The 25,855-nt window shown below is 61.1% G+C and carries 22 protein-coding genes, 1 tRNA gene and 1 pseudogene; 18 read left to right on the forward strand and 6 right to left on the reverse strand.

The annotated features are described in order from the left end of the window. The first annotated feature begins 92 nt into the window (after window positions 1-92). The 6 genes from MTAI_RS06645 (at window position 93) to MTAI_RS06670 (ending at window position 6,350) form a co-directional block, all read left to right on the forward strand. The gene (locus MTAI_RS06645) at window positions 93-1,967 is read left to right on the forward strand and encodes an ABC transporter permease (protein ID WP_027888924.1); all 1,875 of its coding nucleotides are present in this window, start codon (window positions 93-95) and stop codon (window positions 1,965-1,967) included. Window positions 1,968-1,970: 3 nt separating this feature from the next. Then, entirely contained in the window at window positions 1,971-2,882 is a 912-nt protein-coding gene (locus MTAI_RS06650; RefSeq protein WP_027888923.1) for an ABC transporter permease, read from the forward strand. A 276-nt stretch (window positions 2,883-3,158) separates the two neighbouring features. Next, a complete protein-coding gene (locus MTAI_RS06655; RefSeq protein ID WP_027888922.1) occupies window positions 3,159-3,413 on the forward strand; it encodes a Sec-independent protein translocase subunit TatA/TatB in 255 nt (84 codons plus the stop codon). Between the two features lie 12 nt (window positions 3,414-3,425). Then, a complete protein-coding gene (tatC, locus tag MTAI_RS06660; RefSeq protein ID WP_027888921.1) occupies window positions 3,426-4,178 on the forward strand; it encodes a twin-arginine translocase subunit TatC in 753 nt (250 codons plus the stop codon). 48 nt (window positions 4,179-4,226) lie between these two features. Beyond that, window positions 4,227-5,306: a bifunctional 3-deoxy-7-phosphoheptulonate synthase/chorismate mutase gene (locus MTAI_RS06665; protein ID WP_027888920.1), complete on the forward strand. Its 1,080-nt coding sequence runs from the start codon at window positions 4,227-4,229 to the stop codon at window positions 5,304-5,306. A gap of 78 nt (window positions 5,307-5,384) precedes the next feature. Further along, complete coding sequence (locus tag MTAI_RS06670) at window positions 5,385-6,350, forward strand: 4Fe-4S dicluster domain-containing protein (RefSeq protein WP_027888919.1); 966 nt, start codon at window positions 5,385-5,387, stop codon at window positions 6,348-6,350. A gap of 9 nt (window positions 6,351-6,359) precedes the next feature. Here the strand turns inward: MTAI_RS06670 and MTAI_RS06675 are convergent, their stop codons facing one another. Continuing rightward, window positions 6,360-6,830, reverse strand: coding sequence for an Lrp/AsnC family transcriptional regulator (locus tag MTAI_RS06675; protein WP_027888918.1), 471 nt, complete (start codon window positions 6,828-6,830; stop codon window positions 6,360-6,362). Between the two features lie 127 nt (window positions 6,831-6,957). Between MTAI_RS06675 and MTAI_RS06680 the strand changes: the two genes are divergently transcribed. From MTAI_RS06680 to MTAI_RS06710, 7 genes and pseudogenes are all read left to right on the forward strand, one after another. Further along, window positions 6,958-7,308 carry a hypothetical protein gene (locus MTAI_RS06680; RefSeq protein WP_043982261.1) on the forward strand — a complete coding sequence of 117 codons (351 nt, stop codon included), beginning with the start codon at window positions 6,958-6,960 and terminating at the stop codon, window positions 7,306-7,308. Between the two features lie 92 nt (window positions 7,309-7,400). After that, window positions 7,401-8,560, forward strand: a pseudogene (locus tag MTAI_RS06685) (integrase core domain-containing protein). Beyond that, a tRNA-Gln gene (locus MTAI_RS06690) sits at window positions 8,546-8,619 on the forward strand. Before MTAI_RS06685 ends, MTAI_RS06690 begins: the two are co-directional and overlap by 15 nt. A 159-nt stretch (window positions 8,620-8,778) precedes the next feature. Continuing rightward, on the forward strand, window positions 8,779-9,171 hold the full coding sequence (locus MTAI_RS06695; RefSeq protein WP_027888744.1) for a response regulator: 393 nt from the start codon (window positions 8,779-8,781) through the stop codon (window positions 9,169-9,171). A 61-nt stretch (window positions 9,172-9,232) separates the two neighbouring features. Then, entirely contained in the window at window positions 9,233-11,479 is a 2,247-nt protein-coding gene (locus tag MTAI_RS06700; protein WP_027888745.1) for a transglycosylase domain-containing protein, read from the forward strand. A gap of 178 nt (window positions 11,480-11,657) precedes the next feature. Further along, window positions 11,658-12,656, forward strand: coding sequence for an aspartate-semialdehyde dehydrogenase (locus MTAI_RS06705; protein WP_027888746.1), 999 nt, complete (start codon window positions 11,658-11,660; stop codon window positions 12,654-12,656). 35 nt (window positions 12,657-12,691) lie between these two features. Next, window positions 12,692-13,141, forward strand: a complete 450-nt coding sequence (locus MTAI_RS06710; protein ID WP_027888747.1) for a hypothetical protein — start codon at window positions 12,692-12,694, stop codon at window positions 13,139-13,141. Between the two features lie 106 nt (window positions 13,142-13,247). Here the strand turns inward: MTAI_RS06710 and glpX are convergent, their stop codons facing one another. The 4 genes from glpX to MTAI_RS06730 all read right to left on the reverse strand — a co-directional run bounded on the left by glpX (window position 13,248) and on the right by MTAI_RS06730 (window position 17,055). Continuing rightward, window positions 13,248-14,216 (reverse strand): class II fructose-bisphosphatase, encoded by a 969-nt coding sequence (gene glpX, locus MTAI_RS06715; RefSeq protein ID WP_027888748.1) that lies wholly within the window; start codon window positions 14,214-14,216, stop codon window positions 13,248-13,250. Between the two features lie 83 nt (window positions 14,217-14,299). Continuing rightward, window positions 14,300-14,935, reverse strand: a complete 636-nt coding sequence (gene hisIE / locus MTAI_RS06720) for a bifunctional phosphoribosyl-AMP cyclohydrolase/phosphoribosyl-ATP diphosphatase HisIE (RefSeq protein WP_027888749.1) — start codon at window positions 14,933-14,935, stop codon at window positions 14,300-14,302. 28 nt (window positions 14,936-14,963) lie between these two features. Then, window positions 14,964-15,749 (reverse strand): imidazole glycerol phosphate synthase subunit HisF, encoded by a 786-nt coding sequence (gene hisF / locus MTAI_RS06725; RefSeq protein ID WP_027888750.1) that lies wholly within the window; start codon window positions 15,747-15,749, stop codon window positions 14,964-14,966. Window positions 15,750-15,816: 67 nt separating this feature from the next. Beyond that, entirely contained in the window at window positions 15,817-17,055 is a 1,239-nt protein-coding gene (locus tag MTAI_RS06730) for a class I SAM-dependent RNA methyltransferase (protein ID WP_027888751.1), read from the reverse strand. Window positions 17,056-17,153: 98 nt separating this feature from the next. Here MTAI_RS06730 and MTAI_RS06735 point away from each other — a divergent pair, with 98 nt between their 5' ends. The 3 genes from MTAI_RS06735 (at window position 17,154) to MTAI_RS06745 (ending at window position 20,722) form a co-directional block, all read left to right on the forward strand. Further along, a complete protein-coding gene (locus MTAI_RS06735; protein WP_027888752.1) occupies window positions 17,154-18,101 on the forward strand; it encodes a TAXI family TRAP transporter solute-binding subunit in 948 nt (315 codons plus the stop codon). A 159-nt stretch (window positions 18,102-18,260) separates the two neighbouring features. Then, window positions 18,261-20,309 (forward strand): TRAP transporter permease, encoded by a 2,049-nt coding sequence (locus MTAI_RS06740; RefSeq protein WP_027888753.1) that lies wholly within the window; start codon window positions 18,261-18,263, stop codon window positions 20,307-20,309. Further along, window positions 20,306-20,722: a hypothetical protein gene (locus MTAI_RS06745; protein WP_131455684.1), complete on the forward strand. Its 417-nt coding sequence runs from the start codon at window positions 20,306-20,308 to the stop codon at window positions 20,720-20,722. The genes MTAI_RS06740 and MTAI_RS06745 overlap by 4 nt, the downstream gene beginning before the upstream one ends. Here MTAI_RS06745 and MTAI_RS06750 read toward each other — a convergent pair. Next, a complete protein-coding gene (locus MTAI_RS06750) occupies window positions 20,636-21,553 on the reverse strand; it encodes a patatin-like phospholipase family protein (RefSeq protein WP_027888755.1) in 918 nt (305 codons plus the stop codon). The two genes, MTAI_RS06745 and MTAI_RS06750, sit on opposite strands and share 87 nt — an antisense overlap. A 157-nt stretch (window positions 21,554-21,710) precedes the next feature. Between MTAI_RS06750 and trpC the strand changes: the two genes are divergently transcribed. Continuing rightward, window positions 21,711-22,490, forward strand: coding sequence for an indole-3-glycerol phosphate synthase TrpC (gene trpC, locus MTAI_RS06755; protein ID WP_027888756.1), 780 nt, complete (start codon window positions 21,711-21,713; stop codon window positions 22,488-22,490). A 69-nt stretch (window positions 22,491-22,559) separates the two neighbouring features. Beyond that, window positions 22,560-25,829, forward strand: a complete 3,270-nt coding sequence (locus MTAI_RS06760; RefSeq protein WP_027888757.1) for an ATP-binding protein — start codon at window positions 22,560-22,562, stop codon at window positions 25,827-25,829. Window positions 25,830-25,855 lie beyond the last annotated feature (26 nt).

The following is a 25,855-nucleotide window of genomic DNA, read 5'->3' on the forward strand; positions in this document are numbered from 1 at the left end:
AGCGTTTTCAGAGGATCACTAGCGGCCAGGAATGCGGCAGCCCTGTGCTATGCATCTGAGCCGCGCAGTGTAGAATCCGCTCTGAGGAACTTATGGGTAGGTATCTTTTCTTACTTACGGGATTGATTGTGCTGGTGCTGATGATTTTGTCTCCCTGGGCTGTACCCATGCGGGAGTTCGATGGCACCGGTTACTTGCTCAACCCCCTTGGGGCCATGAACCCCAAAGGCCTGACTTTGCCGGAGGGGCTGAGTTTCGGCTGGTTAGGGGTGGTGTTTGCGCTCTGGGTGCTGCTGCTTCTGGCGGCCAGCGTGGTTGTGTTTTTACCAGACGCTGCAATCCGGGCCAGAGCCCTCTATGTGCTAGGGGGGCTGGGCCTGGCTTTGTTTGCGCTCGAGGCCTACCTGTTCTATCAGGCCATCGCTGCCGCCAATGAGGCGGCCCTGGCCGCCGGGGCCCGGCGACCTCCTTTACGGCGCTACGCCCTTTCGCTGGGAGCCTATTTGGGACTGTTCTACTCCCTGGGGCTTTTGCTGGTTGCCCGGATGCAGCTACCGGGCGGGCGGGCTTTTTTGGTGCGCCTGCGCGGGGTGGTGGTTCCGGTGGTATCGCTCTTGCTGGCGGTGGTGGTGGGGGCCGGGGTGGTGGCCATCCTGCGCCCTGGGCTAGGCACCCAGGGGGTGGAAGGTCTGGGCCTGCGCGAGCTGATTGCCGGCAAGCTCGACCTGGTTACCTACACCTTCCAAATACTGTTCAGTCCCATCCTCAATCTGCCCGGTATCTTCAACAGTCTTAGTTTTGCCACCCCCCTGATCTTCACCGGGCTGGCCGTGGCTTTTGGCTTCCGGGCGGGGCTTTTCAACATCGGAGCTCCCGGACAGCTTACCATCGGGGCGCTTTTTGCGATGCTGGCTGGGGTTTACCTACCTTTGCCGGGCTGGTTGCTGCTGCCCGTAGCCATACTGGCCGCGGCCCTGGGTGGGGCCTTGTGGGGTGGACTGGTGGGCTGGCTCAAGGCCCGTTTTGGGGCCAACGAAGTAATCAACACCATCATGATGAATTACATCGCTGCTTCGGTGTTGCTGTTCATGCTGGCCGCCAACGAGTACAGCTTTTTCGGCAACAAGGTGACCCTGCCCTTCAAGGCTGAAGGCTTTGAAGGCCGCAGCGAGGAGATCCAGGAAGCGGCCCGCATCCCCTCCATGATCAATATCCTGGCCCCCAACAGCACGTTTTCGTGGGCCCTGCCGCTGGCGGTGGTGGCGGCCATAGGGGTTTATTACGCCCTGCGGCAGCTCGAGCTCGGCAAGCGCTTGCTGGCTACGTTGGCGGCTTTGCTGGCGGGCTATTGGCTGGGGGGGGCTCTGCCGGGGATCCCGGTGACCATCAGCTCGGCGCTTTCCTCGCAGCTCCTCAACGGTTCGTTCCTAATTGCCGTTCTGGCCTTATTGTTCTACAACTTTTACCTTTTTCGCACTTCCGGTGGCTACGAACTGCGGGCCACTGGCCTGGCCCCCAAGGCGGCAGAATACGCTGGGGTTAATCTGAGGCGAAAAATGATACTGGCTATGTTTATCTCAGGGGCTTTGGCCGGGTTGGCTGCGACCCACTATGTTCTGGGTGCAGGCATGGATGGTACCTATCGGCTTAAAACCGCTATTCCATCGAGCGTTGGCTTCGATGGCATCGCCGTGGCCCTAATGGGGCAGAATACGCCGCTGGGTATTTTCCTCTCGGCAACCCTGTTTGGTGTTTTGTTGGCGGGGGGGGTTTCGCTTAATGCCCAACTGGGTATTAGCAACCAAATAATTCAGGTTTTGCAGGCCCTGATTATTTTGTTCATAGCGGTGGGTGGCTTCCTGCCACGTTACTTTACCGATCCGCTACGGGCCGCCCAGGTCGAGACCGAAGCCAAGGCCGAGCAGGAGGCCCGTCAGGCCAAGTCGTCGCCGATTGCAGGAGATTAACCTATGGAGCTCATCATCGCACTGTTTTTCTCAACCTTGCGTCAGGCAGCGCCGCTGCTGCTCACCGCGCTGGGCGGCTTGTTTTCGGAGCGCAGCGGGGTGGTTAATATTGCCCTCGAGGGCATGATTCTATTTGGTGCGGCCGCCGCGGCCATCACCGTCAACCGCATCGAGGTAGCCACGGGTGGCCTCGAGGCCTTCTGGATTCCCTGGGTGGGCCTCCTGGTGGGGGCCATTGTGGGCGGTCTGGTGGGCCTGATTCACGCCATCGCTTCCATCAAATACCGCGCCGACCAAATTGTTTCGGGAACAGCCATCAACATCGCCGCGCTGGGGGCACCTTCGATCGTGCTGCAGGTGCTTTACAACAACACCTCCACCTCTCAAGAGGTCAACAACCGCCTGCCGCTGGTCAACCTGGGAATAGGGGAAGTTTCTGTCCTGGTTCTGATTGCCTTTCTGCTGGTGCCGGTGGTCTGGTGGGTGCTCTTCAAAACCCCCTGGGGCCTGCGCTTGCGGGCCGTGGGGGAACACCCCGAGGCTGCCGAGACCATGGGTGTTAATGTCATACGGATGCGTTATACCGCGGTAATTTTGTCCGGTATGCTGGCTGGCATTGCGGGTGCCTACCTCTCGATAGGCTTCCTGAATCAGTTCATCCGGGCCATGAGCGCCGGGGCTGGTTTTATTGCCCTGGCCGCGCTTATCTTTGGGAAGTGGCATCCATTTGGTGTGCTGGGGGCGACCCTGTTGTTTGGCTTTGCCCAGGCGTTGGCAATTCAGCTTCAGGGCGGGGATATCCTGCCTGCGACCATCGTGCAGGCCCTGCCTTTCATTCTGACCATGCTGGTGCTTGCGGGATTTATTGGGCGGAGCCGTCCCCCTGCTGCTGTTGGCAAGCCCTACGATAAGTAGGGTAGAGATGACCAGTAAGCGCTTCAGCAAGCTGATTGAGCGTTCGCTTGCACACGCGCAAACCTGGCCGCAGGTAAAACCGGATCCAAAAAGATAGTCATCCAGAGCAAAAACCTCCGGAGGCTATCTTTTTGAATCCTTGAGCGCCCCCTTTGGCCGGGCTGGGGTGCCGCGCCAGCCAAGTCTGGTACGAGATGCAAGCGGGAAGCCCCTTGCAGTACCCTGGATTTCAGATGGATTTCAGCCATCGGAGTAAACTATGTACAGGAGACTGCCATGAACCTAGGAATGACGGAAATCCTGATTATCTTGCTGATTGCCTTGCTGCTGTTTGGGCCCCGCAAGCTTCCCGAGCTTGGGCGCAGCCTCGGCCAGAGCATACGCGAGTTTCAGCGTGGGGCTAAGAGCATCCGCGAGGAGTTTGAGAAAGCCGCCGATGTTCGCGAGTTCAAGGAAATTAAAGAAGAGGTGGCTAAGCCGCTGGAAGAGCTTAAGCAGCCCCTCGAGGTCAAGGAAGAATCCAAGTCCTGAATGGGGGTGGCCATGCGTGAAGCCCCTTTGATGGAACACCTGGAGGAATTGCGCAGCCGCCTGATCTGGGCCATCGTGTCCTGGGCGGTAATGACCGTAGTGGCCTTTACTTTTCGGGTGCAGATCCTCGAGGCCCTGCGGCGGCCCCTGGACGCTTACAACGCCAGCGCTTCGCTCAAAGCGGAGCTTATCGTCCTGAACATTACCGAACCTTTCCTTACCGCCTTCAAGGTGGCCGCGTTCGGAGGGCTGGCCCTGGCGCTGCCCTTTATCGTCTACCAGATATGGGCTTTTATCGCCCCTGGACTGTACCCGCACGAACGCCGGCTGGCGGTTCCGTTTATCCTGGGAGCGGGTTTTAGCTTTGCACTGGGAGCGGTGTTCGCCTATTTTGTGCTGCTCCCCTTTGCGGTGCCGTTCTTGCTGGGCTTCCTGGGGGATGTGGTCACCCCGCAAATTTCTATCGGAATGTACATGGGTCAGGTGGTGACCTTCCTGGCCCTGATGGGCATCCTATTCGAGATGCCGGTGGTGAGCTTCCTTTTAGCCAAGCTGGGCCTGCTCTCGAGCCGCTTCCTGGTAGATAACTGGCGCATTGCGGTGGTTTTGCTGGTTACCCTGGCCGCCCTGATTACCCCCACGGTGGATGTGGTCAACCTGAGCCTGGTATCCATTCCTCTGATGGTGCTTTATGGCATTTCTATTTTGCTGGTAAAGTGGGCCGAACGGGGCCGCCCCAAAGAAGTGGAGACCAGCCCGGCTTAGGGGATTGGGCTTGCCTGCAAGGAACAACTTTGGTATACCATTGGGTTCATGGATCAGCGAATCTTAGACCTGCGCAAAGAGGTTGACCGGATTAACCGTGAACTGCTCCGCCTTCTCTCTGAGCGCGGCAAGCTGGTGAGTGAGATCGGCCGGGTACAAACCGAACTGGGCCTGCCCCACTACGACCCCAAAAGGGAAGAGGAGATGCTGGCCTACCTGACCCAGGAGAACCCGGGGCCTTACCCGGCTGAGACCATCAAGCGGCTGTTCAAGGAAATTTTCAAGGCCTCGCTGGACTTAGAAGAGCAGCAAGATAAACAAAAATTCCTCTACTCGCGCCAGGTCAAGCCCGAGGACACCACGGTTAGGGTAGGGGATGTGGTCTTTGGCCGGGATAAGGTGTTGGTGGCCGGGCCCTGCTCCATTGAGTCGGAGGAGCAGATGCTGGTCACAGCCAAGTTTCTGGCCGGGCGCGGGGTGAAGGTGTTGCGCGGTGGGGCCTACAAGCCCCGCACCTCCCCATATGGTTTTCAGGGTATGGGGGAACCGGCCCTCAAGATAGGCCGTGCGGCGGCCGATGCCAACGGGATGGTGTTTGTGACCGAGGTGATGGATACCCGCGACGTGGAGCGGGTGGCCCAGTACGCCGATATCCTGCAGGTGGGCACCCGCAACGCGCAGAACTTTGCCCTGCTGCGTGAGGTGGGCAAGGCCAACAAGCCGGTGCTGCTCAAGCGGGGTTTTGCCCAGACCATCGAGGAGTGGTTTTATAGCGCCGAATATATACTTTCGCAGGGCAATTCCGAGGTGATCTTGTGCGAGCGCGGCATCCGCACCTATGAGAAGTGGACCCGAAACACCCTCGATCTATCGGCGGCCATCCTGGCTAAACAGCTCACCCACCTGCCGGTGATTGTGGATGTGACCCACGCGGCAGGGCGGCGGGATCTGCTGGCCCCCCTGGCTCGAGCTGCTCTGGCAGCCGGCCTCGATGGGGTGCACGTAGAGGTACACCCCAACCCTAAAGTGGCCCTCTCCGACAACGAACAGCAGCTTGACTTTGCCCAGTTTGAGCAGTTTTTGCAAGCCATCGAAGACCTGATGCCCAGGCCGGCCTCGAGGGTGTAGTAAATACCCCACAGCCCTTTGGCCGGAACTGTTGGTTTTTCCTCTCTTTGCCTCAGGCAATCCGGTAGGCTGTAGATTGTGGGACTGCTTGACAACCTCGTAGGGGCCTTTCTAAAACTTACCGACCCCACCCCGGAATACACCGGGCCGCGCTGCCTGCTCGAGCGCAACAGCGTTGGGGGATGCGACAAATGCCAGCAGGTTTGCCCGCACGGGGCAATTAACCTGGAGAGCTTTACTGCTGAGATTGACGAGATAAAGTGTACAAGCTGCGGGCTGTGCACAGCCGTCTGCCCCGGCCTGGCCCTCGAGTTTCCCCTGGGCCCCATACAGGAGAAATTGCACCGCGGACGCGGCCAGATACGCTGCTCTAAGGCGCCGGGGGCGGGCGACGAAATCCACTGCCTGGGCCAGTTAACCCCTGGCGCTTTGGCCGAAGCCGCCTCTCGCTTTGGTGTGCTCATCCTGGCGCGGGGCGACTGCGAAAGCTGCCGGATTGGTGGCCCCACCATTCCAGAGCGTGTGCAATGGGCGGCGCAGGAGGCTCAGAGGTATTTTCCCGGGCTCGAGGTGCAGATACAAAACCAGGCCCTGCGCGGGGCCGAGGTAGGCCGCCGGGAGTTTTTTGGGGCCCTGCTGGGAGGGGCCAAGCGCTCGGCTGCGGAACTGGTGCCCAACCTGCCCCTACCGCCTTCAGAACCCTATGAGGACAAACGGGGTGAGCTACCTGCCGAGCTTCGCTTGCGCAGGCTGGCCGCTTACCGGGCCCAGACCGTTCGCTGGCCGCGCATCTCGGTGGCTGAAGGGTGTACCTTATGTCCGGTCTGTAGCAATGTCTGCCCTACCAAGGCCGTTGAGCGTGAACGCGCCACCGACGGCGAAGAGTACGTGCTCAAGTTGAATGTGTCGGCCTGTACAGGGTGCGGGGCTTGCGTGGAGAGCTGCCCACCACAGGTCATCTCGCTGGTGGAGGCTGGAAGGGAAGAGGTCTTGGGGGCGCCCATTGAGCTGTTCCGAGGTCGGCCCCCCTGGTACGACCTGTGAATCACGGCGTTACTGGATTGCTTGCGCTTTGCTGAGAACGCGAAAGGCCACCGGTTTGGAAAGCACCAGGGCCGTGGTGGTCGTGCCGTAAACGCCCAGCTTCTGGTTTAGCACCTGCTCGAGCTCTTGCACAGAACGAAACACCGCCCGGATCAGGTAGCCGTCGCGCCCTGTCAGATTCCAGAACTCGAGCACATTGGGTAGCTGGGCTATATAGCGGATGGCGGCCTCGTGGTTGCTGTGTGTGACCTCGGCGCGGATGAAGACCTCGAGGGTGTACCCCAGCTGGCTGGGATCCACATCGGCCCGGTAGCCCCGGATAATCCCGGCTTCCTCCATTCGACGAACCCGCTCGGCCACGGCGGGCGCCGATAGCCCCACCTGCCGGCCCAGTTCGCTGTAGGGCAGGCGGGCGTTTTGCTGAAGCAGCTCCAGGATCTTCCACGAGACCTCGTCTAGATGTTTAGATTCAATAGTCATAAGCAAATTTTACTTTGTTTTCGTTTGTAAAGTCCGATTCTTTATTTCGATTTGCCATTCTCAGTTGCCAGCCTACCCACTACCATAAAGACATCGGCTCGAGCCTGGCCGATCAGGGAGAACAAACATGAAACATGCTCTCGACGTCAAAACCCTAGAACAAAGCGCCCTTACTGCCCTGGCCCTGTTTGTCCAGAAGCAAGGTACTCAACTGGACTGGCTAATTGATCGGCATTTTGTGGTGGCGCACCTGGTGCCCACCTTGCACTACCGCTGGCAGGCCCACCTGCCCATCAAGTCGACAGAGCTGGTCGAGCTGTGGGCCGAGCACCTGGGCCTTTCCGAGGCTGTGTTGCGCGCCTGGATGCCCCAGCTCGAGCCCGTCTTTGCTGAATACTTGAAGCTTCTTGCGGCCGACCTGCAAGCCCATACGCAAAACCCCCGTCTTTTACGGCGGATGCTAGGCTATGCAGCCTAGGCTGGCCGGTGGGTTGTGCTCGGCCGGATACATGTGAGACTCTGAGCGAAAGAGAATAGGGGGAACCGACTCTGGAAAGGAGGTTCCCCCAGATGCAGCTTACTACAGTTGGAAAACCCCTGCTCAAAGCCGCCAACCAAGCCAGCCAGCTCGAACAAGCAGGCGCCGGCGACCCCGTCGTGGCCGAGCGCCTGCGGAAGCTCAAACTGGTAGAGACCCTCAGAAAAAAGAAAGTTCCCTGGGACGAAGTCCAAAAGCTGGTAGGCATCAGCAAGGCCACCTACCACCGCTGGAAAAAAAGACTCGAAGAACAAGACCTTGCCGGCCTCAAACCCAAAAGCCGCAAACCCAGGAAGCTGCGCCGGAAGGTACACTGGAAACCCGATGTCCTCATACGCATAGAGCGGCTGCGCAAACAAAACCCCACCTGGGGCCGCTGGCGCATCGGGCAGAGACTGCACAGAGAGGGCTACACCCTAAGCGAACGCACGGTAGGACGCATCCTGAGCTACCTGGAGCGAAGCGGCCGGGTGGAGCCGGTGAGCGCTTTCCTGGCCAGAAACCGTAAGGCCCGTTTGCGCAGGAAGAGCCAGCGGCCCTATGCCCGGAGGAAGCCCGCGGAGTACACGGCGCTGCGGCCTGGGGATCTGGTACAGGTGGATACGCTGTGGGTGGATCTGGGGGACGGGACGGGTCTGCGGCAGTTTACGGCGGTGGACACGGTAAGCCGCTGGGGGACGGCGGGGGTGTACAGCCGGGCGAGTGCTAAGACGGCGCTGGATTTTCTGCAGCAGCTGGTGCGGCGATGTCCTTGTGTCATCCGTGCGATCCAGGTGGATGGGGGCAGCGAGTTCATGGCGGAGTTTGAGGAGGGTTGTCGGGTATTGGGGATAGAGCTTTTTGTTTTGCCGCCGAGGAGTCCGAAGCTGAACGGGATGGTAGAGCGGCTGCAGCGGACGTTTCGGGATGAGTTTTACACGCGGGCTTTACCGCTGGGGATAGAGGCTATTCAAGGGGAGCTGGAGGGTTATCTGGAGCACTACAACCTGCACCGGCCGCACATGGCCCTGGGGGGGTTGGCGCCGGTGGAGTACCTGGCTAAGCTACAGGAGGTGTCGGTTCCCCTGGAGTCTCAAATGTATTGACCGATTACATGGGTTTGACACACGCTGCGAAGACCCCTAAAATACCGATTGCTGTCCTGCGGGGTTTCTGGCAACCCGATGGCGCCTCCTGCTGGGGCATCGTCTAATGGCAGGACAACGGTCTTTGGAACCGTCGGTCGTGGTTCGAGTCCACGTGCCCCAGCCAGCAGCAGGACGCAGCAACCCGAGGGATGTTCACCCTCGGGTTGTTTGTCTTACGACAATGTCACGCTAGGAAAGGCGCCTCCAGCCCCGCTGGCGCTTATTGCATGACTGTGATATTTGGGCCTGTTCTAAGCCCTGGGTTTGCTACCATCTAGCTAGTATGTCGGAAGCGATGCCAAGCAATAAAGTGTTGATAGTAACCTCGAGCCAGACCTTGCGGGCTTTGCTTGAGCTGGTCATCGAGGAGCAAGGTATTGAGGCACAATTCTTCGAGAGTGCTAAAGAAGGCCTGGATTATCTGAAAGCCCATACCCCCCGTGCCATCGTACTGGACGATGCGATTGAAATAGATCCCTTTTCGATTGCCTCCCGTCTCAAAATGAGCCGTCGCCTGCGAGAAGTGCCGGTGGTGCTGTTCATTACTGATGGTGACGAGCGAACCAAGCTAACCGCTGAGTTTGCCAGGGTGGAACACGTGATTTCCAAGCCGGTAGACCGTAGGGCCTTTTCCAATATCCTTCGCAACCTGGCAAAGCCGCAGCCCAGCCCTTAGGCCTTTGTGCTCACAACGAGCCTTACAAACCCTCTAATACAATGCTGCTAAACTAGGGCACGTGCGAAGATTGCTTCAGGTTTTGCGGCTGGTGCTACTCGCAGGGTTTCTGGGCGCACTGGGGGCCGCAGGGTATGTGACCTGGCTGCTTCTGCGCGACCTGCCCAGCCTCGAGACTCTTGAAGATTTGCGCTTCACGGCAACCTCTACCTTCTATACCCGTGATGGCATTCCCATTGCCGATCTGGCCTCGGTGGAGGATGGGCGGGCTATTGCCCGGCAGTTGGTGCGGCTTTCCGAGGTATCCCCTGCAGCGGCCGTGGCGGTGGTGGTTTCGGAGGATCAGCGCTTTTTCAGGCACTACGGCATAGACTTCATTCGTTTGCTGGGCGGGGTGTACTACACCTTACGCGGTGATCTACAGGGGGGCTCAACCATTACCACCCAGGTGGTCAAGAACACGCTGCTGCGTGATCTGGCCCTCGAGCGGCGGGGTATAAGCGGCCTCGAGCGCAAACTGAAGGAGTTTCCCCTGGCTATTCAGGTCGAGCGGCGCTACTCCAAAGAGGAAATTCTGGAGATGTACCTGAACGTGGTGCCCTGGGGCGGCAACGCACAGGGAATCTGGGCTGCGGCCCAGGCCTATTTTGGTAAAGAGCCGTCCGAGCTCAACCTGGCCGAAGGGGCCTACCTGGCCGTGCTGATTCCTGCTCCGAACACCCGTTACCTGGATCTCAGCTCAACCCGACGGCGCATGCGGGTATTGCTCAACAACATGGTCTCGGAGGGGTGGATCAGCCAGGCCGAGGCCGATGCAGCGTGGCGTTATAAGTTGGTGCCCAAGGGCTGGGAAGCGGAATACGACGAAAACGGCAACCTCAAAGAGGCCAAGCTGGTCGACCCCAGCGTGCGGATCGTACCTGAACGCAATGTGCGCCTGGCCCCTTATTTTGTATACGAGGTGCAGCGCTACCTGAAAGAAAAGATAGGTACAGCAAAGCTGCGTGAACAAGGCGGCCTGCGCATAATTACAACCCTGGATCTCCGGATGCAGACCGCTGCGGAAAAGGCGGTGACAGGCCGCCGTCTACCCGACCAGGCGCAGCTTGCGCTGGTCGGCCTCGAGCCCAACTCGGGTGAGGTGCTGGCCATGGTAGGGGCCCGGCCAGGCACCGAGGGTGAGTTCAACCGGGCCACCCAGGCCTGGCGCAGCCCCGGCTCAGCCATCAAGCCCTTTACTTACGGGGTCGCCCTGGAAGCTGGCTGGACCCAGGCCACCACCGTGCGCGACTCGCCGATTGAGTACCGCACGCCCCAGGGGGTGTGGCGGCCCAAAAATTTCGATGGCCGCTACCTCGACCGCCCGGTTAGCATCCGCTACGCCCTGGATCGCTCGTTGAACCTGCCGGCCATTCGCACCGCCGAGGCCATTGGGGTGCAGCGCCTGGGCGATAAGCTTCGCACCGCTGGTTTTCGCCTGACCGGCAATATGGCCGTGCTGGCCAACGCCATTGGGGGTGGTGCCGAGATCACGCCCATGGGCCTGGCTGCTGCTTACGCCAGCTTTGTCAATGGTGGCTACTGGGTGGAGCCCCGGCTGGTGCTTCGAGTTGAGGATAGCAATGGTCGCATAATCTACCAGCCCGAGACCAAAAAAGTACTGCTCTGGACACCCCAAGTGGCCTATCAGATTTGGGACATGCTCAAAGGCTACGTCTACGACGTGCCACCTGGATTCAGCTCGAGCCTGGCCTCGGCGGCGCGCATCCCTGGGCGTATTGTGGGAGGCAAAACCGGAACCAGCGACGAGGCCATCGACCTATGGTTTGCTGGGGCAACCCGTGGCCTGGTGGCTACGCTCTGGGTTGGGCGGGATGACCACAAACCCCAGCGCATGGGCGGTGTGGAGCCCAGCAGCTCGGTGGTGAACCCCCCCATCTGGCGCGACTTTGTAGAACAGGCCCTGCGCGGCCGCCCCGCCGGCGATTTTCCACAACCCCCGGGGCTGGCTACGGCCACCTTCGACCTGCTAACCGGAAATATCAGCTCCAGTGGTGTTGCAGCCTTGTTTCCTGCCCGCCAGGTGCAGCGCACCCAGGTGGCTGGTGCCCCCTCTGCTGTGCTGGAGTCCCCACCCCAGCCCACCTACATCGCCCGCCCCGGCCCAGCGGTGGCCTCCGGCCGGACTTACCTCACCATCGCGGTCAACCGCGTGACCGGCTGCCTGGCTTCCCCGGATACCCCAACGACCCAGGTGGCATGGCTACAGGTGCCCGAGGCGCGGGTCGGTGAGTATCGCTGCAACTGAGGGCTTATCTGCTTCTACCTAGGTTGAGTGGGGGTTGGGTTTGACTTTTGCTTGAGTTGCTTATATTGTTGTTCGCAGATGGTTTGGTATACCACCACCACCAGCTAAGCGGCGGCTCGCTCGAGTTGCCGCTACCTGCCAGTTCTGGCAGGTTTTTTGTTGAAGAGAGGTGAAGGCTATGAAAATCGCGATTGTAGGGGCGACCGGGGCGGTTGGTAGAGAGTTGCTGAAGGTGCTCGAGCAGCGAAACTTTCCGGTTTCAGAGTTGCGGCTGTACGCCTCGGCACGCTCCGCTGGTCGAGGCATGGTTTTTCGAGGAGAGGAAATCGCTGTAGAGGCCCTGCCGGAGGCCCCATTGCCGGTGGATGTGGTGTTGGCGAGTGCAGGCAGCGGCATCTCCAAGCAATACGCACCCATATGGGCTACCCAATCGGTGGTGATCGACAACTCTTCGGCCTTTCGCTATGAGCCGGATGTGCCCCTGATTGTGCCGGAGATTAACCCACACGCCATCCGGAGCCACAAGAACATCATTGCCAACCCCAACTGCACCACCGCTATTTTGCTGATGGCCCTTCATCCCCTGCACAAGGCCTTCAAGGCTCGAAAGGTGATTGTCAGCACCTACCAGAGTGCTTCGGGGGCCGGCGCAAGCGGGATGGAGGAGCTGTTACAGGGCACCAAAGAGTTCCTGGCCGGGCGTGCGGTTGAACATAAAACCTTTGCTCACCCCCTGCCCTTTAACGTGATTCCGCAGATCGATGCCTTCCAGGAAAACGGCTATACCAAAGAAGAGATGAAGGTGCTGTGGGAAACCCAAAAGATCATGGAGGACCCCGAGATCCGGGTTTCCTGCACAGCAGTGAGGGTTCCTACCCTGCGGGTGCACTCCGAGGCGGTTACGGTGGAGTTTGAAAAACCCGTAAGTCCAGAGGCGGCTCGAGCGGTGCTAAGCGCAGCCCCGGGGGTGGATTTGGTCGATGATCCCGCTACCAAACGCTATCCCATGCCCCTGAGCGCGACCGGCAAGTTTAATGTGGAGGTCGGGCGCATCCGTAAGAGCCTGGTTTTTGATAATGGGCTGGATTTCTTTGTGGCGGGAGACCAGCTGCTGAAGGGAGCGGCCTTAAATGCCGTGCAGATTGCTGAACTATTGCAAAAGCCAGTAGCCATCTAGGAAAGCGCCCATTTATACTTGGCGCGGAGGTTTGTATGCGTAAATGGCTGATCCTGCTGGTTTTACTGTTCGGTTCGGCTCTGGCCCAGAGTGTGCAGGTGACGGCTGGGAGCCCTTTTGGCGTTAATGCCGGTGTTCGTTTTTCCTTGGTGCCCTTGCTAGTGGATGGCCGGGTGTATGGCGGTGCCAACTTCTTTACTGGCGGGCCGGCTTCGCTGGGGGGTGGTGCCGATGTGCTGGTTTCGCTGCCCCTGACTGATCTTTACGCGGGTGGTGGTTTGTTTTATGCCTCCGGGACAACCGTATCCCTGCTATCACAAGGCCCCAGCAGCGGAGGCTTGGGGGCTCGAGGGGTGATCGGAACCTATTTGAATGTGGGCCTGCCGCTGGTGGGTATTTTTGTTGAGGTACACCCCATGCTGTTCTTTGGAAGCCCGAGCGCCTTTGGTTTGGGCGGTGCTGTGGGCGTAAACATCGGTTTCTGATCCGAACCGACCCATATTCGAGATGCCGCTTGCAGCTGGAATCCTTCATCACCGTGGGCAGTCCAAGGTGAAGGATTCCAGCCGAGCAAGAGGAGGGGTTCAGCCACTAAACCCGGATGTTGACCCTGGCGCCGCTTTCGAAAAGGTGAATAGAGTCGATAAACCGCACCACCCTGGTCTGGTAGCCCATCACGATCGAGTGGGTGCGGGCCCCACCGCCAAAGTAGCGCACCCCTTCGAGCAGCTCTCCGTGTGTGATGCCGGTTGCTGAAAAGACAATCTGCCGGCCCGGGGCGAGGTCGTTGGTGCGGTAGATCTTCTTTTCGTCCACCCCCATGGCATGGAGCCGCTCGAGCTCTGCGGGGCTGCTGGGCAGGAAGCGCCCTTGAATCTCCCCGCCCATACACTTCAAAGCAGCCGCGGCCAGCACCCCTTCCGGGGCACCCCCACTGCCCATCATGACGTGAACGCCGGTTCCACGAACGGCCACCGAGACCGCCGCCACCACGTCGCCGTCGGTAATCAGCTTGACCCTGGCCCCGGCTTCCCGCACCTCGCGGATGAGCTGTTCGTGCCGGGGTCGATCCAAAATGACCACCACCAGGTCTTCTACCTTGCGTTGCAGGGAGTCGGCAACGATACGAAGATTGGCCTCTACTGGAAAATCCAGGCTCACCTTGCCGGCCGCCGGTGGGCCCACCACCAGCTTTTGCATGTACATGTCGGGGGCCCCCACCAAGCCGCCTTTTTCGCTAATGGCAATGACTGTGATGGCGTTGGGCAGACCTTTGGCGGTGATGGTGGTGCCCTCTACCGGATCCACCGCAATGTCCACCTCCGGCCCGCCCCGTCCGAGGCGCTCGCCGATGTAAAGCATGGGGGCTTCGTCCATCTCGCCTTCGCCAATCACGACCCGGCCATTGATGGGGAGCTCGGAGAGCACGGTGCGCATGGCCTCGGTGCCAGCCGCGTCCACAGCGTCTTTTTTACCCATTCCGGCCAGCCGGCTGGCGGCCAGTGCAGCCTGCTCGGTTACCCGGGCGATCTCGAGCACCAGGAGCCGCTCAATGTCCATATCGGTATCGAATTCCACTTCCATATCTCAAGATTACCAAGCTTTGTGGCAGCACAGGCCTTGGTAACACTTCCAGAGCATTCCTATGCTGAGCCCTGATCCTTCGGTTTGTGGCGGCTCCAGAGTGTGCGGGCAAGATCCGCGGGGGTGACGCCTTGTTCAGCGAGCACGAACAGCAGGTGGAACAGCAGATCTGAGGCTTCCCAGACCAACTCCTCGGGGCGCTGGTTTTTAGCGGCGATAATTACCTCACCGGCCTCCTCACCGATTTTTTTGAGCAGGCGGTCGAGGCCTGCTTGGTGCAGCTTGGCGACGTACGAGCCCTCGGGTAGGGTCTCTAAGCGTTGCTGAATGGTGCGGTACACCCGCTGCAAAACCTCACCCAGGGGTGGGTCGGTAGCGGGGGTCAGGGGATGATGGAAGCAGCTCTCGGCCCCGGTATGGCAGGCCGGGCCCTCCGGGATTACTTTGTACACCACCGCGTCCTGGTCGCAGTCGAGCACAACCTCCACCACCCGCTGGGTGTGCCCTGAGGTCTGGCCCTTGACCCAGAGCGCGCCGCGGCTGCGGCTCCAGAAGGTGCTTTGTCGGGTCTGTAGGGTCTGCTCGAGGGCCTCGAGGTTGGCGTAGGCCAGTGTGAGCACCTGGCCGGTCTGTGCATCTTGCACGATGACCGGAACCAGGCCGTTGGTATCGAAGCGAACAGCAGCGAGATTCATAGGGCTCCTCTTTGCCCATTCTTGGCGGTCATGCGGGGGATTGCAACCCACCGGAAGCCTCGAGCCGAACGGGAATACCCTGCTGGGCCAGGTACGCCTTGAGCTGTGGGATGTGAATCTCGCCAAAATGAAATACGCTGGCGGCCAGGGCTGCATCGGCGATGCCATCCTGCAGCACCTCGACAAAGTGCTGGGGGCTGCCTGCACCGCCGGAGGCGATGACCGGTACATCCACCACCCGCGACACGGCCTGGCACAAGGCCAGATCGAAGCCGGCCTTGGTGCCATCGGCGTCCATGCTGGTTAGCAGGATTTCCCCCGCACCCAGGCTGGCGCCCCGCTCAGCCCAGGCCAGCGCGTCCAGTCCAGTGGGGGTGCGGCCCCCAGCCACGTAAACTTCCCAGGAGTGGCCGCTTCTGCGCGCATCAATGGCCAGCACCACGGCCTGGTTGCCAAAGTGCTCGGCCAGCTCCCGAATCAGCTCGGGTCGCCGAACAGCCGCCGAGTTAATGGAGATTTTGTCGGCCCCAGCCAGCAGCAGGGCCCGGGCATCCTCGAGGCTGCGCACCCCCCCGCCCACTGTAAAGGGAATAAACACCTGCTCAGCTACCTGGGTGGCTATATCGAGCATAAGGCCACGCTTCTCGTGGGTGGCGGTAATATCCAGGAAGACCAGCTCGTCGGCCCCGGCCAGGTTGTAGGCTTTGGCCGCCTCGACTGGATCCCCGGCATCCCGCAGGTTCACGAAGTTAACGCCCTTAACCACCCGCCCATGGTGGACATCGAGGCACGGGATGATGCGCTTGACCAACACAGCGACGATTCTCGGAGAAGCGGCCGCAAAGTGCAAGGGGTGCATTGGTGGAAGCCCACCGGCATCCTCAGAGCGATAGCAGACTTAACACCTCCACGTGATGGGTGAACGGGTAGAAGTCGTAGGGGCGGGCAAAGCGCAGGTGATAACCGCTCTGTACAAGCCGTCCGACATCGCGGGCCCAGGTGGCCGGGTCGCAGGCGATGTAGAGGATCTGTTGGGGTCTGTTCTCCAGCAGGCCAGCCAGCACCTCGGGGGCCAGGCCGGCTCGAGGGGGATCAACCATGACCAGGTCGGCGGGAAGGTGCTGGCCCAGCACCCTGGCGTCGTCCTGAATAAACACCAGGTTCTCTACCCCCAGCCGGTCGCGGTCGGCCTCCCCCCGCTTGACCGCGCTGGGGTTAATCTCGATGGCCACCATCTCGGTAAAGCGATGGGCCAGGTGCAGGCTCAAAACACCGCTGCCGGCGTAAAGCTCTACAGCTTTGCGGCCGGGCTCGACCACTTGGGCGGCCTCCTGGAACAGCAGCCCGGCTGCCTTGGGATTGACCTGGGCGAAACTTTGCACGTTTACGCTGGAAAGCACCCCACCAAAGTCCTCGAGGAGGTGGGGGGTTCCGGCCAGATGCTGGAGTGGCCCGCGGAAACGACCCCTGGGGCTCGAGGCACCCCAAACCACACCGGCGATGCCTTCCTGCACCAGGGCCTGCGCGGTTTTTTTGTAATGCCGCGCGTGCCCACCAATAAACCCGATCTGCACCTTTTGTTCATAGATTGAGCCCCGTAAGACCACCTCCTCGAGGTTAGCGAGCGGCCAACCGCTCAATAGTTCGAAGGCCGGTTGGAGGGGTTCGGCGATGAGGGGGTCGTGGGGTACGGGCACCAGCTCGTTGGAGCGGGGCAGCCGGTAGGCCAGCCCCCCCTGGGGGTGCAAGGCGTACTGGGCAGCCGTGCGGTAGTGAAGGCCGGGCTGGGCGGTGTAGCTGGGGGAGGGCTGAACCGGGGCCAGCTCAAATTGGAGCTTGCCAATGCGCTCGAGCGACTCCTGTACGAAAAGCTGCTTAATGGGCAACTGGTGGGGGTATTCCAACGGCAGATCGGCTGAGGGGGGCAATGCCTGGCGGTACCGCGCCGGATGTGCCTCCAGAACGCGGATCACCCGACCCTCGAGATGGTTTTTGCGCTGCCAAAGCTCTGCTTCTACCGTCTCACCTGGCAAACCACCCCGTACCAGGGCGGTTCCCGAGGGGGTGCGGGCCAGTCCCAGGCCGCCGGCCACCAGCTTCTCAATATGTAACCTGACCACACTTCACTCTACCCAATCGCTTCAAGCTAAGAACAGAGGTTGACGCAGCCCCGATACTGAGAAATAATCAACCCGGCTGACACAAGGAGGGAACGCAAATGAAAAAGACCCTGTTGCTTTTCACCTCGCTTGCGCTGATGGGCTCTGCTCTCGCGCAAACCTTCGTCACCATTGGTTCGGGTGGTACCACCGGGGTTTATTTCCCCGTGGCTACCGGTATCGCCAAGCTGGTCAACGATGCCAACATTGGGGTGCGGGCCAATGCGCGCTCTACCGGCGGTTCGGTGTTTAACATCAACGCCATTGCCTCGGGCGAGCTTCAGATGGGCCTGGCTCAGAACGATATTGCTTACTATGCCTACAACGGAACGGGCATTGCGGCTTTTGAAGGCAAACCGGTGAAGAACATCCGTGCAGTGGGCATCCTTTACCCTGAAGTGGTGCACGTGGTGGCCCGCGCCGGGGCCGGTATCAACACCATTGCCGACCTCAAGGGCAAGCGGGTGGTCATCGGCGATGTGGGCTCTGGAACCGAGCAGAACGCCCGCCAGGTGCTCGAGGCCTACGGACTCAGCCTGAACGACCTGCGTGAAGCCATCCGGGTCAACCCTAACAACGCCCTGGCCCTGATGCAGGACGGCCGCGCCGATGCCTTCTTCTTCACGGGGGGCCTGGGGGCTTCGGTGATCAGCCAGGCCGCCCAGACCCTTCGCATCCAGTTGGTGGAGGTGGAGGCCAGCCGGGTGCAGGAGCTGGCTAAGAAGTACCCCTTCTACCGCGCCTTCAACATCCCAGGCGAAACCTACCGCGGCGTGGATGTGACCACCCCTTCGGTGGCGGTGCTCTCGATGTGGATTGCGGCCGAGAGCCTGAGCGCCGACGTGGTGTACAACATGCTCAAGGCCACCTTCGATAGCCCCGATTTCAAGTCCATTCATCCCAACCTGCAGCGCTTTTTCAACGTGAACCTGGCCGCTCGCAACCTGCCGATTCCCCTGCACCCCGGCGCCGAGCGCTACTACCGCGAAAAGCGTATCATTCGCTAAATTCTTGAACCTGTCCGGGCCGACCGTTGAGTCGGCCTTACTTTTTGTGGGCCAAAAATGGACGTTGTGGGTTTTTGGGTGTAAAACTATGCCAGCTTGTGAGCCAGGGGGCTGCCTCCTGCTCGAGTTCAATAGGGGACGTGAAGATGGAGGTTATGAATGCATAACAATAAGCCGGAGGTTGAAGCGACCCGCTTGGTTGAGGAGACCGAGCTAGGGGGGCGAAAACCAACCGACTGGACCCGCTGGGTCATCCTGGGACTGGCGGTGGGTTGGAGTGTATTCCAGGTTTGGGCGACTTGGGTTGGTTCACTGGATCAGCTCTTCTTTCGGGCGGCCCACCTGGCCTTTGCTTTCGCCCTGGTGTTTCTGGTATACCCCTTCAACCGCCGCAGCCGGCGTGACCGGATTCCCCTGTTCGATTGGGTGCTGGGCATCACCGCAACCCTCTCGGCCGGCTATGTGATGTGGCAGTACAAGGAGATGATCGAAATCCGGGGTGGGCTGGCCAACCAGACCGACCTGATTGTGGGAAGTGTAACCATCCTGATGCTGCTGCTGGCGGGCTGGCGTTCACTGGGGCCGGCCATGCCTGTCATCACCGTTGTCTTTATGCTGTTTGCCCTTACCGGGCCCCAGGGGCTCTTCCAGGGGCAGCTGCCCGGTGCCTTGGGCCAGCTCCACGCGGGGGTGCAGTGGCGCTCGCTGGTGAGCCAGCTCTTCATGAACGCCTCGGATAGCATCTGGGGCACGCCCATTGGGGTGGCAGCCCGAACCGTGTTTGTGTTTGTGCTGTTTGGGGCCATCCTCGAGCGGGCCGGGGCTGGCAAATGGTTCACCGATCTGGCTTTTAGCGTCTTGGGGGGGGTGCGGGGCGGGCCCGCCAAGGCCTCGATTGTCTCTTCCGCGCTCACTGGGGTGGTCTCGGGCTCTTCCATCTCCAATGTGGTCACCAGCGGCACCTTTACCATCCCGGCCATGCGGCGGGCGGGTTACTCGGCAGAGAAGGCCGGGGCGGTCGAGGTGGCGGCCAGCTCCAACGGGCAGCTGATGCCCCCCGTGATGGGAGCGGCGGCTTTTATCATGGCCGACTTCCTGGGCATACCGTACTCGGCCCTGGTGCTGATGGCTATCGTGCCGGCCTTGCTGGCTTACACCACCCTGTTCATTCTGGTGGATTTAGAGGCGGTCAAACTGGGCCTTAAAGGACTGCCCAAGTCCGAGCTACCCAGGTTCTGGCCGACCTTCCGGGCGGGACTGCACTACGTCTTTCCCCTGGCCTACCTGCTTTACGCCTTATTGATTGTCGAGATGTCGCCCGAACGGGCCGCGCTCAACACCATCTTCTTGATGATTGGGGTGGCGCTGCTACAGGAGCTCTACCGTGCCCAGCGCAGTGGACAGGGGATTGTCAGTGGCTTGCGTTCATTTGCGCGGATCGTGATCGAGGGCTTCGCCAACGGGGCCCGCAACATGGTGGGCATCGCCATCGCCACCGGTCTGGCCGGCATCATCATTGCGGTGGTGCTCATCACCAATATTGGGTTTGGTCTGACCGACCTGCTGCAAACCCTTTCGGGAGGCAACCTGCTGGTGGCTCTGTTCCTGGCCCAGCTCATCAGTTTGGTGCTGGGCATGGGCCTTCCCACCACCGCCAACTACGTGGTGATGGCAAGCCTGGTGGTTCCGGTGATTACCAGAATTGCCGAGCAAAACGGCATCGACTATGGCTCCCTGACCTTCTCAGGTATAGAGGTGCCCATTCTGAAGATTGTGGCCCACATGTTTGCCTTTTATTTTGGCATTATGGCCGACTCGACCCCGCCGGTGGCCCTGGCGGCCTATGCGGCTTCGGCCATTGCCAAAGGCGAGCCCTTTAGAACCGGTGTGCAGGGCTTCGTCTACGAGCTGCGAACCGCTTTGCTGGCCTATATGGTTTTCTTCAATCCGGGTCTGCTGCTGATTGGGGTGGAGAGCGTGCTCGAGGGTGGGCGTATCATCACAACCGCCCTGCTGGGGCTTACAGCCTTCTCAGCAGCCACCCTGGGCTACCTGCTGGGGAAGGCCAACTGGCTTCAGCGGCTTTTGTACCTGGTAGCAGCGCTCATGCTGATGCCCAACAACCCCAGCACAGAAATTGTGGGCCTTGGGATGATGGCCCTGGCCCTGGGCTGGCAGTGGTGGGCCCGTCGCGCGCTGGCCCGATGAAGTCATGGACGAATCTGCTGAATCAAGAGGCGCCTCTGGCCTCGAGGCGGCGGGGTTTGTTGCAGCTAAGCGCGCTGGCCCTGCTGGTGCAGTTTTTTCACCTCGGCCTGGCCTGGCTGGCTCTGCCGGTATTCGTTGGGCTGCCGGCCTGGATGGTCTGGGCCCTCAATGGTTTTTTTGCCCTGCTGTGGGTGGCCGTTGGGGTGCAGCAATTCCGTCCATCCACTAAGCAGCCCCTCGAGCCCGTGCGCAAAGTTTTCCTGAATGCGCTGTGGCTTGGGGTGGCCTGCCTGGCGGCGATTTTTGCTCTGCGGATGGGGTTTGACTTAGGAGTGGTGCTGTTTTTGACCCTGGGTTGTGTGGGATACGGGGCTGCTTTTTGGCGCCTGTGGCTTGAGCTGGGCAAAACGTGACCACCAGGGTTTGCGGCTTGGGACGGGTCTGAACAGCAGCTCTTTGATTCTGGGTAAGGCGGCCTCGGCCCTCTGGCGGCCCAGTTCGTAGGCCCTCTGGGCCTTGGTATAGTCGAAGGTTTCGATGGGGGGGTCGGCCTCCAGGGCAATTACCAGGTCGGCCTGGGACAGGGCGATGCTCAACAGCCGGCGGCGCGAGGCTTCACCGGCTTGCAGGGCTGCTTCCAGGGCAGTTCTGGGCTCGCTGGGTATCACCCGGTTGGACACATCGACTGCAACAACTGGGCCGGCCTGCAAGGCTTTGGCGGCTGTGACCGGCACCTTTTCGGCCACGTCGCCATCAATCAGCAGCCGGCCATGCCAGGCCACCGGAGGGAAAATGCTGGGTACGGCGCTGCTGGCGGCCAAGGCTTCGGCCACCGGCCCGGCCCGCAGCATAACCGCCTCCCCGGTGGTCAGGTCGCAGGCCTGAATAACCAGGGGAATCGGGCTTTCTTCGATGCGCCGCTCACCGAACAGCGCGCGGTAGCCCTGGCGAATCTTGACCCCCTCGGCCAGATAAGGCCGCCGTATGAAATCGACCAGGCGGCTTACCTGGTGTATAGCGCCGTTTTTCTGTAAACGCTCGAGCTCGGGGTCTTTGAGCCACTCGCCCAGCTCGCTGTGGTGTACACGGATGCCAAAAGCGTATAAAGCCGCTGCCAGCGCGCCAGCGGAGCTACCGGCCAGCCCTGCAATTGGAATATTGGCCTCGCTTAACACATCCAGTAGGGCCATATGCGCGCTGCCCCGCACACCACCGCCCCCCAAAGCCAGCACAATACCGTTCATATTGTTATGCTAGCAAAATAATTGAACCAGGTGCAGTAATTTCGATTAAACTTTGACCGGGGCGGCTTCATGGGCGGGCATCGCGTGCGAGCAGGGTGCTAGAAGTTTCAGCAGTTTGTCATGTCGTGCTGGGCTATAAAGCGGTAGCATAAAACACATGATTCCAGAGCTATCCAGTGTACCGGGCGTGCTGGGTGAGATTGCACGCCGACGCTTGCGTGAAGTGGAAGGTTTGCAAGCCCCGACAGAGCCGGCGCTGCCCAGCCCGCCTCTGTTGAGCCAGGCCTTGCGTTTGCCGGGCCTATCGCTTATTGCCGAGGTCAAGCGCAAGAGCCCCTCGCAAGGCGAGATAGCGGTGGCCCTCGAGGCCGCCGAAGTGGCCCGTGCGTATGTGGCCGGGGGCGCTCGAGCCATTAGCGTGCTGACCGAGCCGCACTACTTTGCCGGTTCAGACCAGGATTTGCGGGATGTGCGGGCTGCGGTGGATGTGCCGGTGCTGCGAAAAGACTTCACGGTGCATCCGGTGCAGGTGGCCGAGGCCAGGGCCTTGGGGGCCTCGGCGGTGCTGCTCATTGTGGCGCTGCTGGGCCGGCTCACAGCGTCTTACCTGCAACTTGCCGAGCAGGCGGGGCTCGAGGCCCTGGTGGAGGTGCACGACGAAGCCGAACTCGAGCTGGCCCTGGCGGCAGGGGCCCGCATCATCGGGGTGAATAACCGCAACCTGATCGATCTGAGCATCGACCGTCGAACAGCCCCACGCCTGGGAGGTATAGCGCGTTCCGCGGGGTTTAGAGGTTTGCTGGTGGCCGAGTCGGGCTACAACCACAGGGCCCAACTGCAGGAGCTGGAGGGGCTGTTTGATGGGGTTTTGATAGGCACCAGCCTGGCCCGCAGCCACGACTGGCAGAGCGCGGCCTCGCAAATGACCGGGGTTTAGCAATAAGGGCGCGGCAAAGGTGATAGGGTTCTTGTGCGGTTGAGGTAGCCCAACCGGTGCGAGGATTGAATGGCCCTCTACCTGAGCCTGCTTGGTCCACCCCAGCTCTGGGTGGATGGCCGGCTGGTGCTGCTCCTGCCCCGGAAAGCGGCGGCGATGGCGGCCTACCTGGCGGTGGTGGGCCACCCGGTGGAGCGGGGTCGTCTGGCCGATCTGCTATGGGAGGGCGACGAGGTGGCCGCACGCAGAAACCTTCGCCAGGAGTTATTCCGCCTTAAGCGCACCCCATGGGAGCAGGTGTTTGTACAAACCACAGCCTCGATCGGCCTGGGGGTGGTTGAGACCGACCTCGAGGTATTTCTGCAGCGCATGGCTCAGGGGGCTTGGGCTGAAGCGGCAGCGCTCTGGCGGGGTGGTTTTCTGGCCGACCTGGAAGTGAAAACCTCAGAAAATTTCCAGGACTGGCTGATTCCCGAACGTGAACGCTGGGCTGGCCTTTATCGTGAGGCCCTGCTCGGCCTGGCCCGCAGCTACGAGGCGGGTGCTAATTACCATGAGGCCCTCAAAGTATACCTCCGGCTTCTGGGGGATGATCCCTTGCAGGAATCCGAGCAAATGGCGGTGATGCGCCTATACCTGCAGATGGGGGATCGTGCGGCAGCGCTGCGGCAGTTTGAACAGTTTCGGAGGCTGCTCAAGGAGCAGCTGGGCCTCGAGCTAAGCCAGGAAATGAAGGCTTTCGGAGCACAAATGCTGGCTGGCAGGCTCGCTGCTCCGGTAAACAACGGCACCAACCCCTGGGCTGAGCCGCCCCTGGTAGGCCGTGAGCCGGATATCTTTTGGCTCGAGACCCACTGGGGGCAGGGCCTGCTGCTGCTGCTGGGTGAAGCTGGGGTGGGTAAAACCCGGCTGGCCCTGGAGTACGCCAGGCGGCGGACGAGGGCCGGTTCTGCCGAGGTGTTGCGGATTCGCCAGCGCGAAAGCGGCCAGGGAATTGGCTTTAGCGCTGTGTTGGAGGTATTGCGCCAGGCCTACGAGGATCGCAGGCTTCACCATCTGGCATCACCGTGGCGAGAGGAGCTGGCTCAGCTTCTGCCTGAGCTGGGGAGCCCACCCGGTAACATGCACAAGACACGCTTATTTGAGGCGCTTTGCAGGGGTTTGCTAAGCATTGTTCGGCCCGGTGGGGTGGTGCTCTGGGATGATCTTCATTGGCTGGACTGGGCCAGTCTGGAGTTTCTGCCCTACCTGGTGCGCCGGGCGGGGAGGCTGGGCTTTGCAGTGCTGGGTACATCCCGGCCTGAGGTACTTCAAAACAATGAGCCTGTGCGGCGGGTGCTGCAAGAGCTGGCCCAGGAAGGGCGTATGCAGCAGCGAATCCTGGAACCCATCGACCAGTCGGCCCTGCTCGATCTACTGCGCCAGCTTTCGGGCCAGCGGGAGGGTGGCGAACGCTTCGCCGAACGCTTGTTTAAGGCCACCGGAGGGAATGTCTTTTATGTTCTGGAGACGCTGCGCTACCTGTTCGACCAGGGCCTGCTCAGGGCCGAAGCAGGGGCCTGGCATACCCCCTTCGACAGCTTTACCAGCGACTACCGCGAACTGCCCCTTCCGCCCAGCGTGCGTGATGCACTGCTGGAGCGGCTTAAGCGACTCGGCGAGGGGGCGGTTCCTATCGTGCAGGTCCTGGCGCTGGCCGATTTTCCCCTGCCGCCCGCACTGGCCGCTGGGCTGTTGCGCCACCTCGAGGCCCCCATCGAGTCCCTGGAGCGCCTGACCCAGAGCGGCTTCTTGCGACTAGACCCGACCGGCTATACCCTGCACCACGAACTGGTACGGCAAGCGGTGATGGCCGGGATGAGCGAGTCCCGCCGCCGCTGGTTGCACGGGCGTATCGCCAACGCCTTGCGCGAAGTGGGGGGGCCGTTGCCCCAGCTGGCCGCGCACCTGGAGGCTGCTGGTCAGTATGCCGAAGCCTACGTGGCCCATCTGATGGCCGCTCGCAGCCTGCGCCGGGGACCCCTGGCCCGGCAGGCTCTGGAGCACTATTTCCGCGCCCAGGTTTTGTGCCCGCCCATGGAGCCAGATGCGGAGCGCTTCCGTATGCTGATCGAAGCCGCCGAGACCCGTGTTGCACTGGGGCAACTGCAGATCCCCGAGCGCCAGGAGATGGCCCGTTTGCTTGAAAATTTGGGCGATCCTGAGCGTTTTCGTGTACATTTGCTGGCTGCGGATGTGGCCCTGGTCTCGGGCCGGGCGGCCGAGGGGATCGAAGCCATACGGGCGGCCATGCCCCTGGCCCAAACCCCCTGGCAGCGGGGGCATGCCCTGTTCAAACTGGCCTGGCTCGAGTACCGCGGTGGCGACCCCGATGCCCAGCTCGAGCCCCTACTAGCCTCTATACAGGCTTTCCACGATATCGGCGACCAGGCCATGCAGGCCCTGGCTTTGCGCAACCTCTCGGGCTACTGGTTTCGGCTGGGTGAGCTGGAGCAGTACCAACAGGTGTATGCCCAGGCCCATGCGCTGGCAGCCCAGCTCAAAGACGACCTCCTGCTGCGCCGGCTAAGGGCCGACAAGCTGGTGGTGGACTGGGTCAAAGGCGACTATGCCGCCAGCACGCAGATGGCCGACCTACTGTACCAGGAGGCCCGTGAGCGCGGCGACTGGTGGGCGGTGTGGGATGCGTTGCAGGGCCTTCTGCTCAATGCGGCGGTGCTGGGCCTGGAACCAGCGCTCGAGGCCACCGTGCAGCGGGCCATGGTTGAGGCTGCCGAAGTTGGGGCTTGGCGCGACCTGGCCCTGCTCCGCTCCGACTACGGCAACGCCCTCATGGTATCGGGCCGCCTGGAGGAGGCACGCTGTGAGCTCGAGGCCGCCCTGCGCGACCTGCGCGAGATGGGTGAGCGGGCCCGTCTGGGCCATGTGCTTTTTAACCTGGGCTTTACCCTGCTCGAGCAGGGGTATCTACAACAAAGCCAAGAGACCCTCGAGGAATCGGTACAGGTCTGGCGTGATAGAAAGGAATACCGCCACACCGCCCGCTCACTGGCAGCCCTGGCCCTGAACCACCTGCGGGCCGGTAACCGCAAGAAAGCCCGGCAAATTTCTGCCGAGGCCTACGAGCTGCGCGCACCGTGGGCACTGGGCGTCTACGACCTCCCCCTGGTGCTCTATGCCAGGGCGCGGGCCTTGGGTGAGAAGCAGGGGAGTGCTTTGCTGCGTGAGACCCAGAACCTACTGCGCGGTTTGGCGCAGCACCTGCCCCCCCACCTGGCCGAGCGGTTGCTGCAAAACCGCTACGTGGTCTGGGCGCTAAATAAAACACCTGCAAAATAACGGGTAGTAGAGTGAGATTATCCCAG

Origin of the sequence: Meiothermus taiwanensis WR-220 (assembly GCF_003568585.1) — a bacterium.
Taxonomy (GTDB): domain Bacteria; phylum Deinococcota; class Deinococci; order Deinococcales; family Thermaceae; genus Meiothermus; species Meiothermus taiwanensis.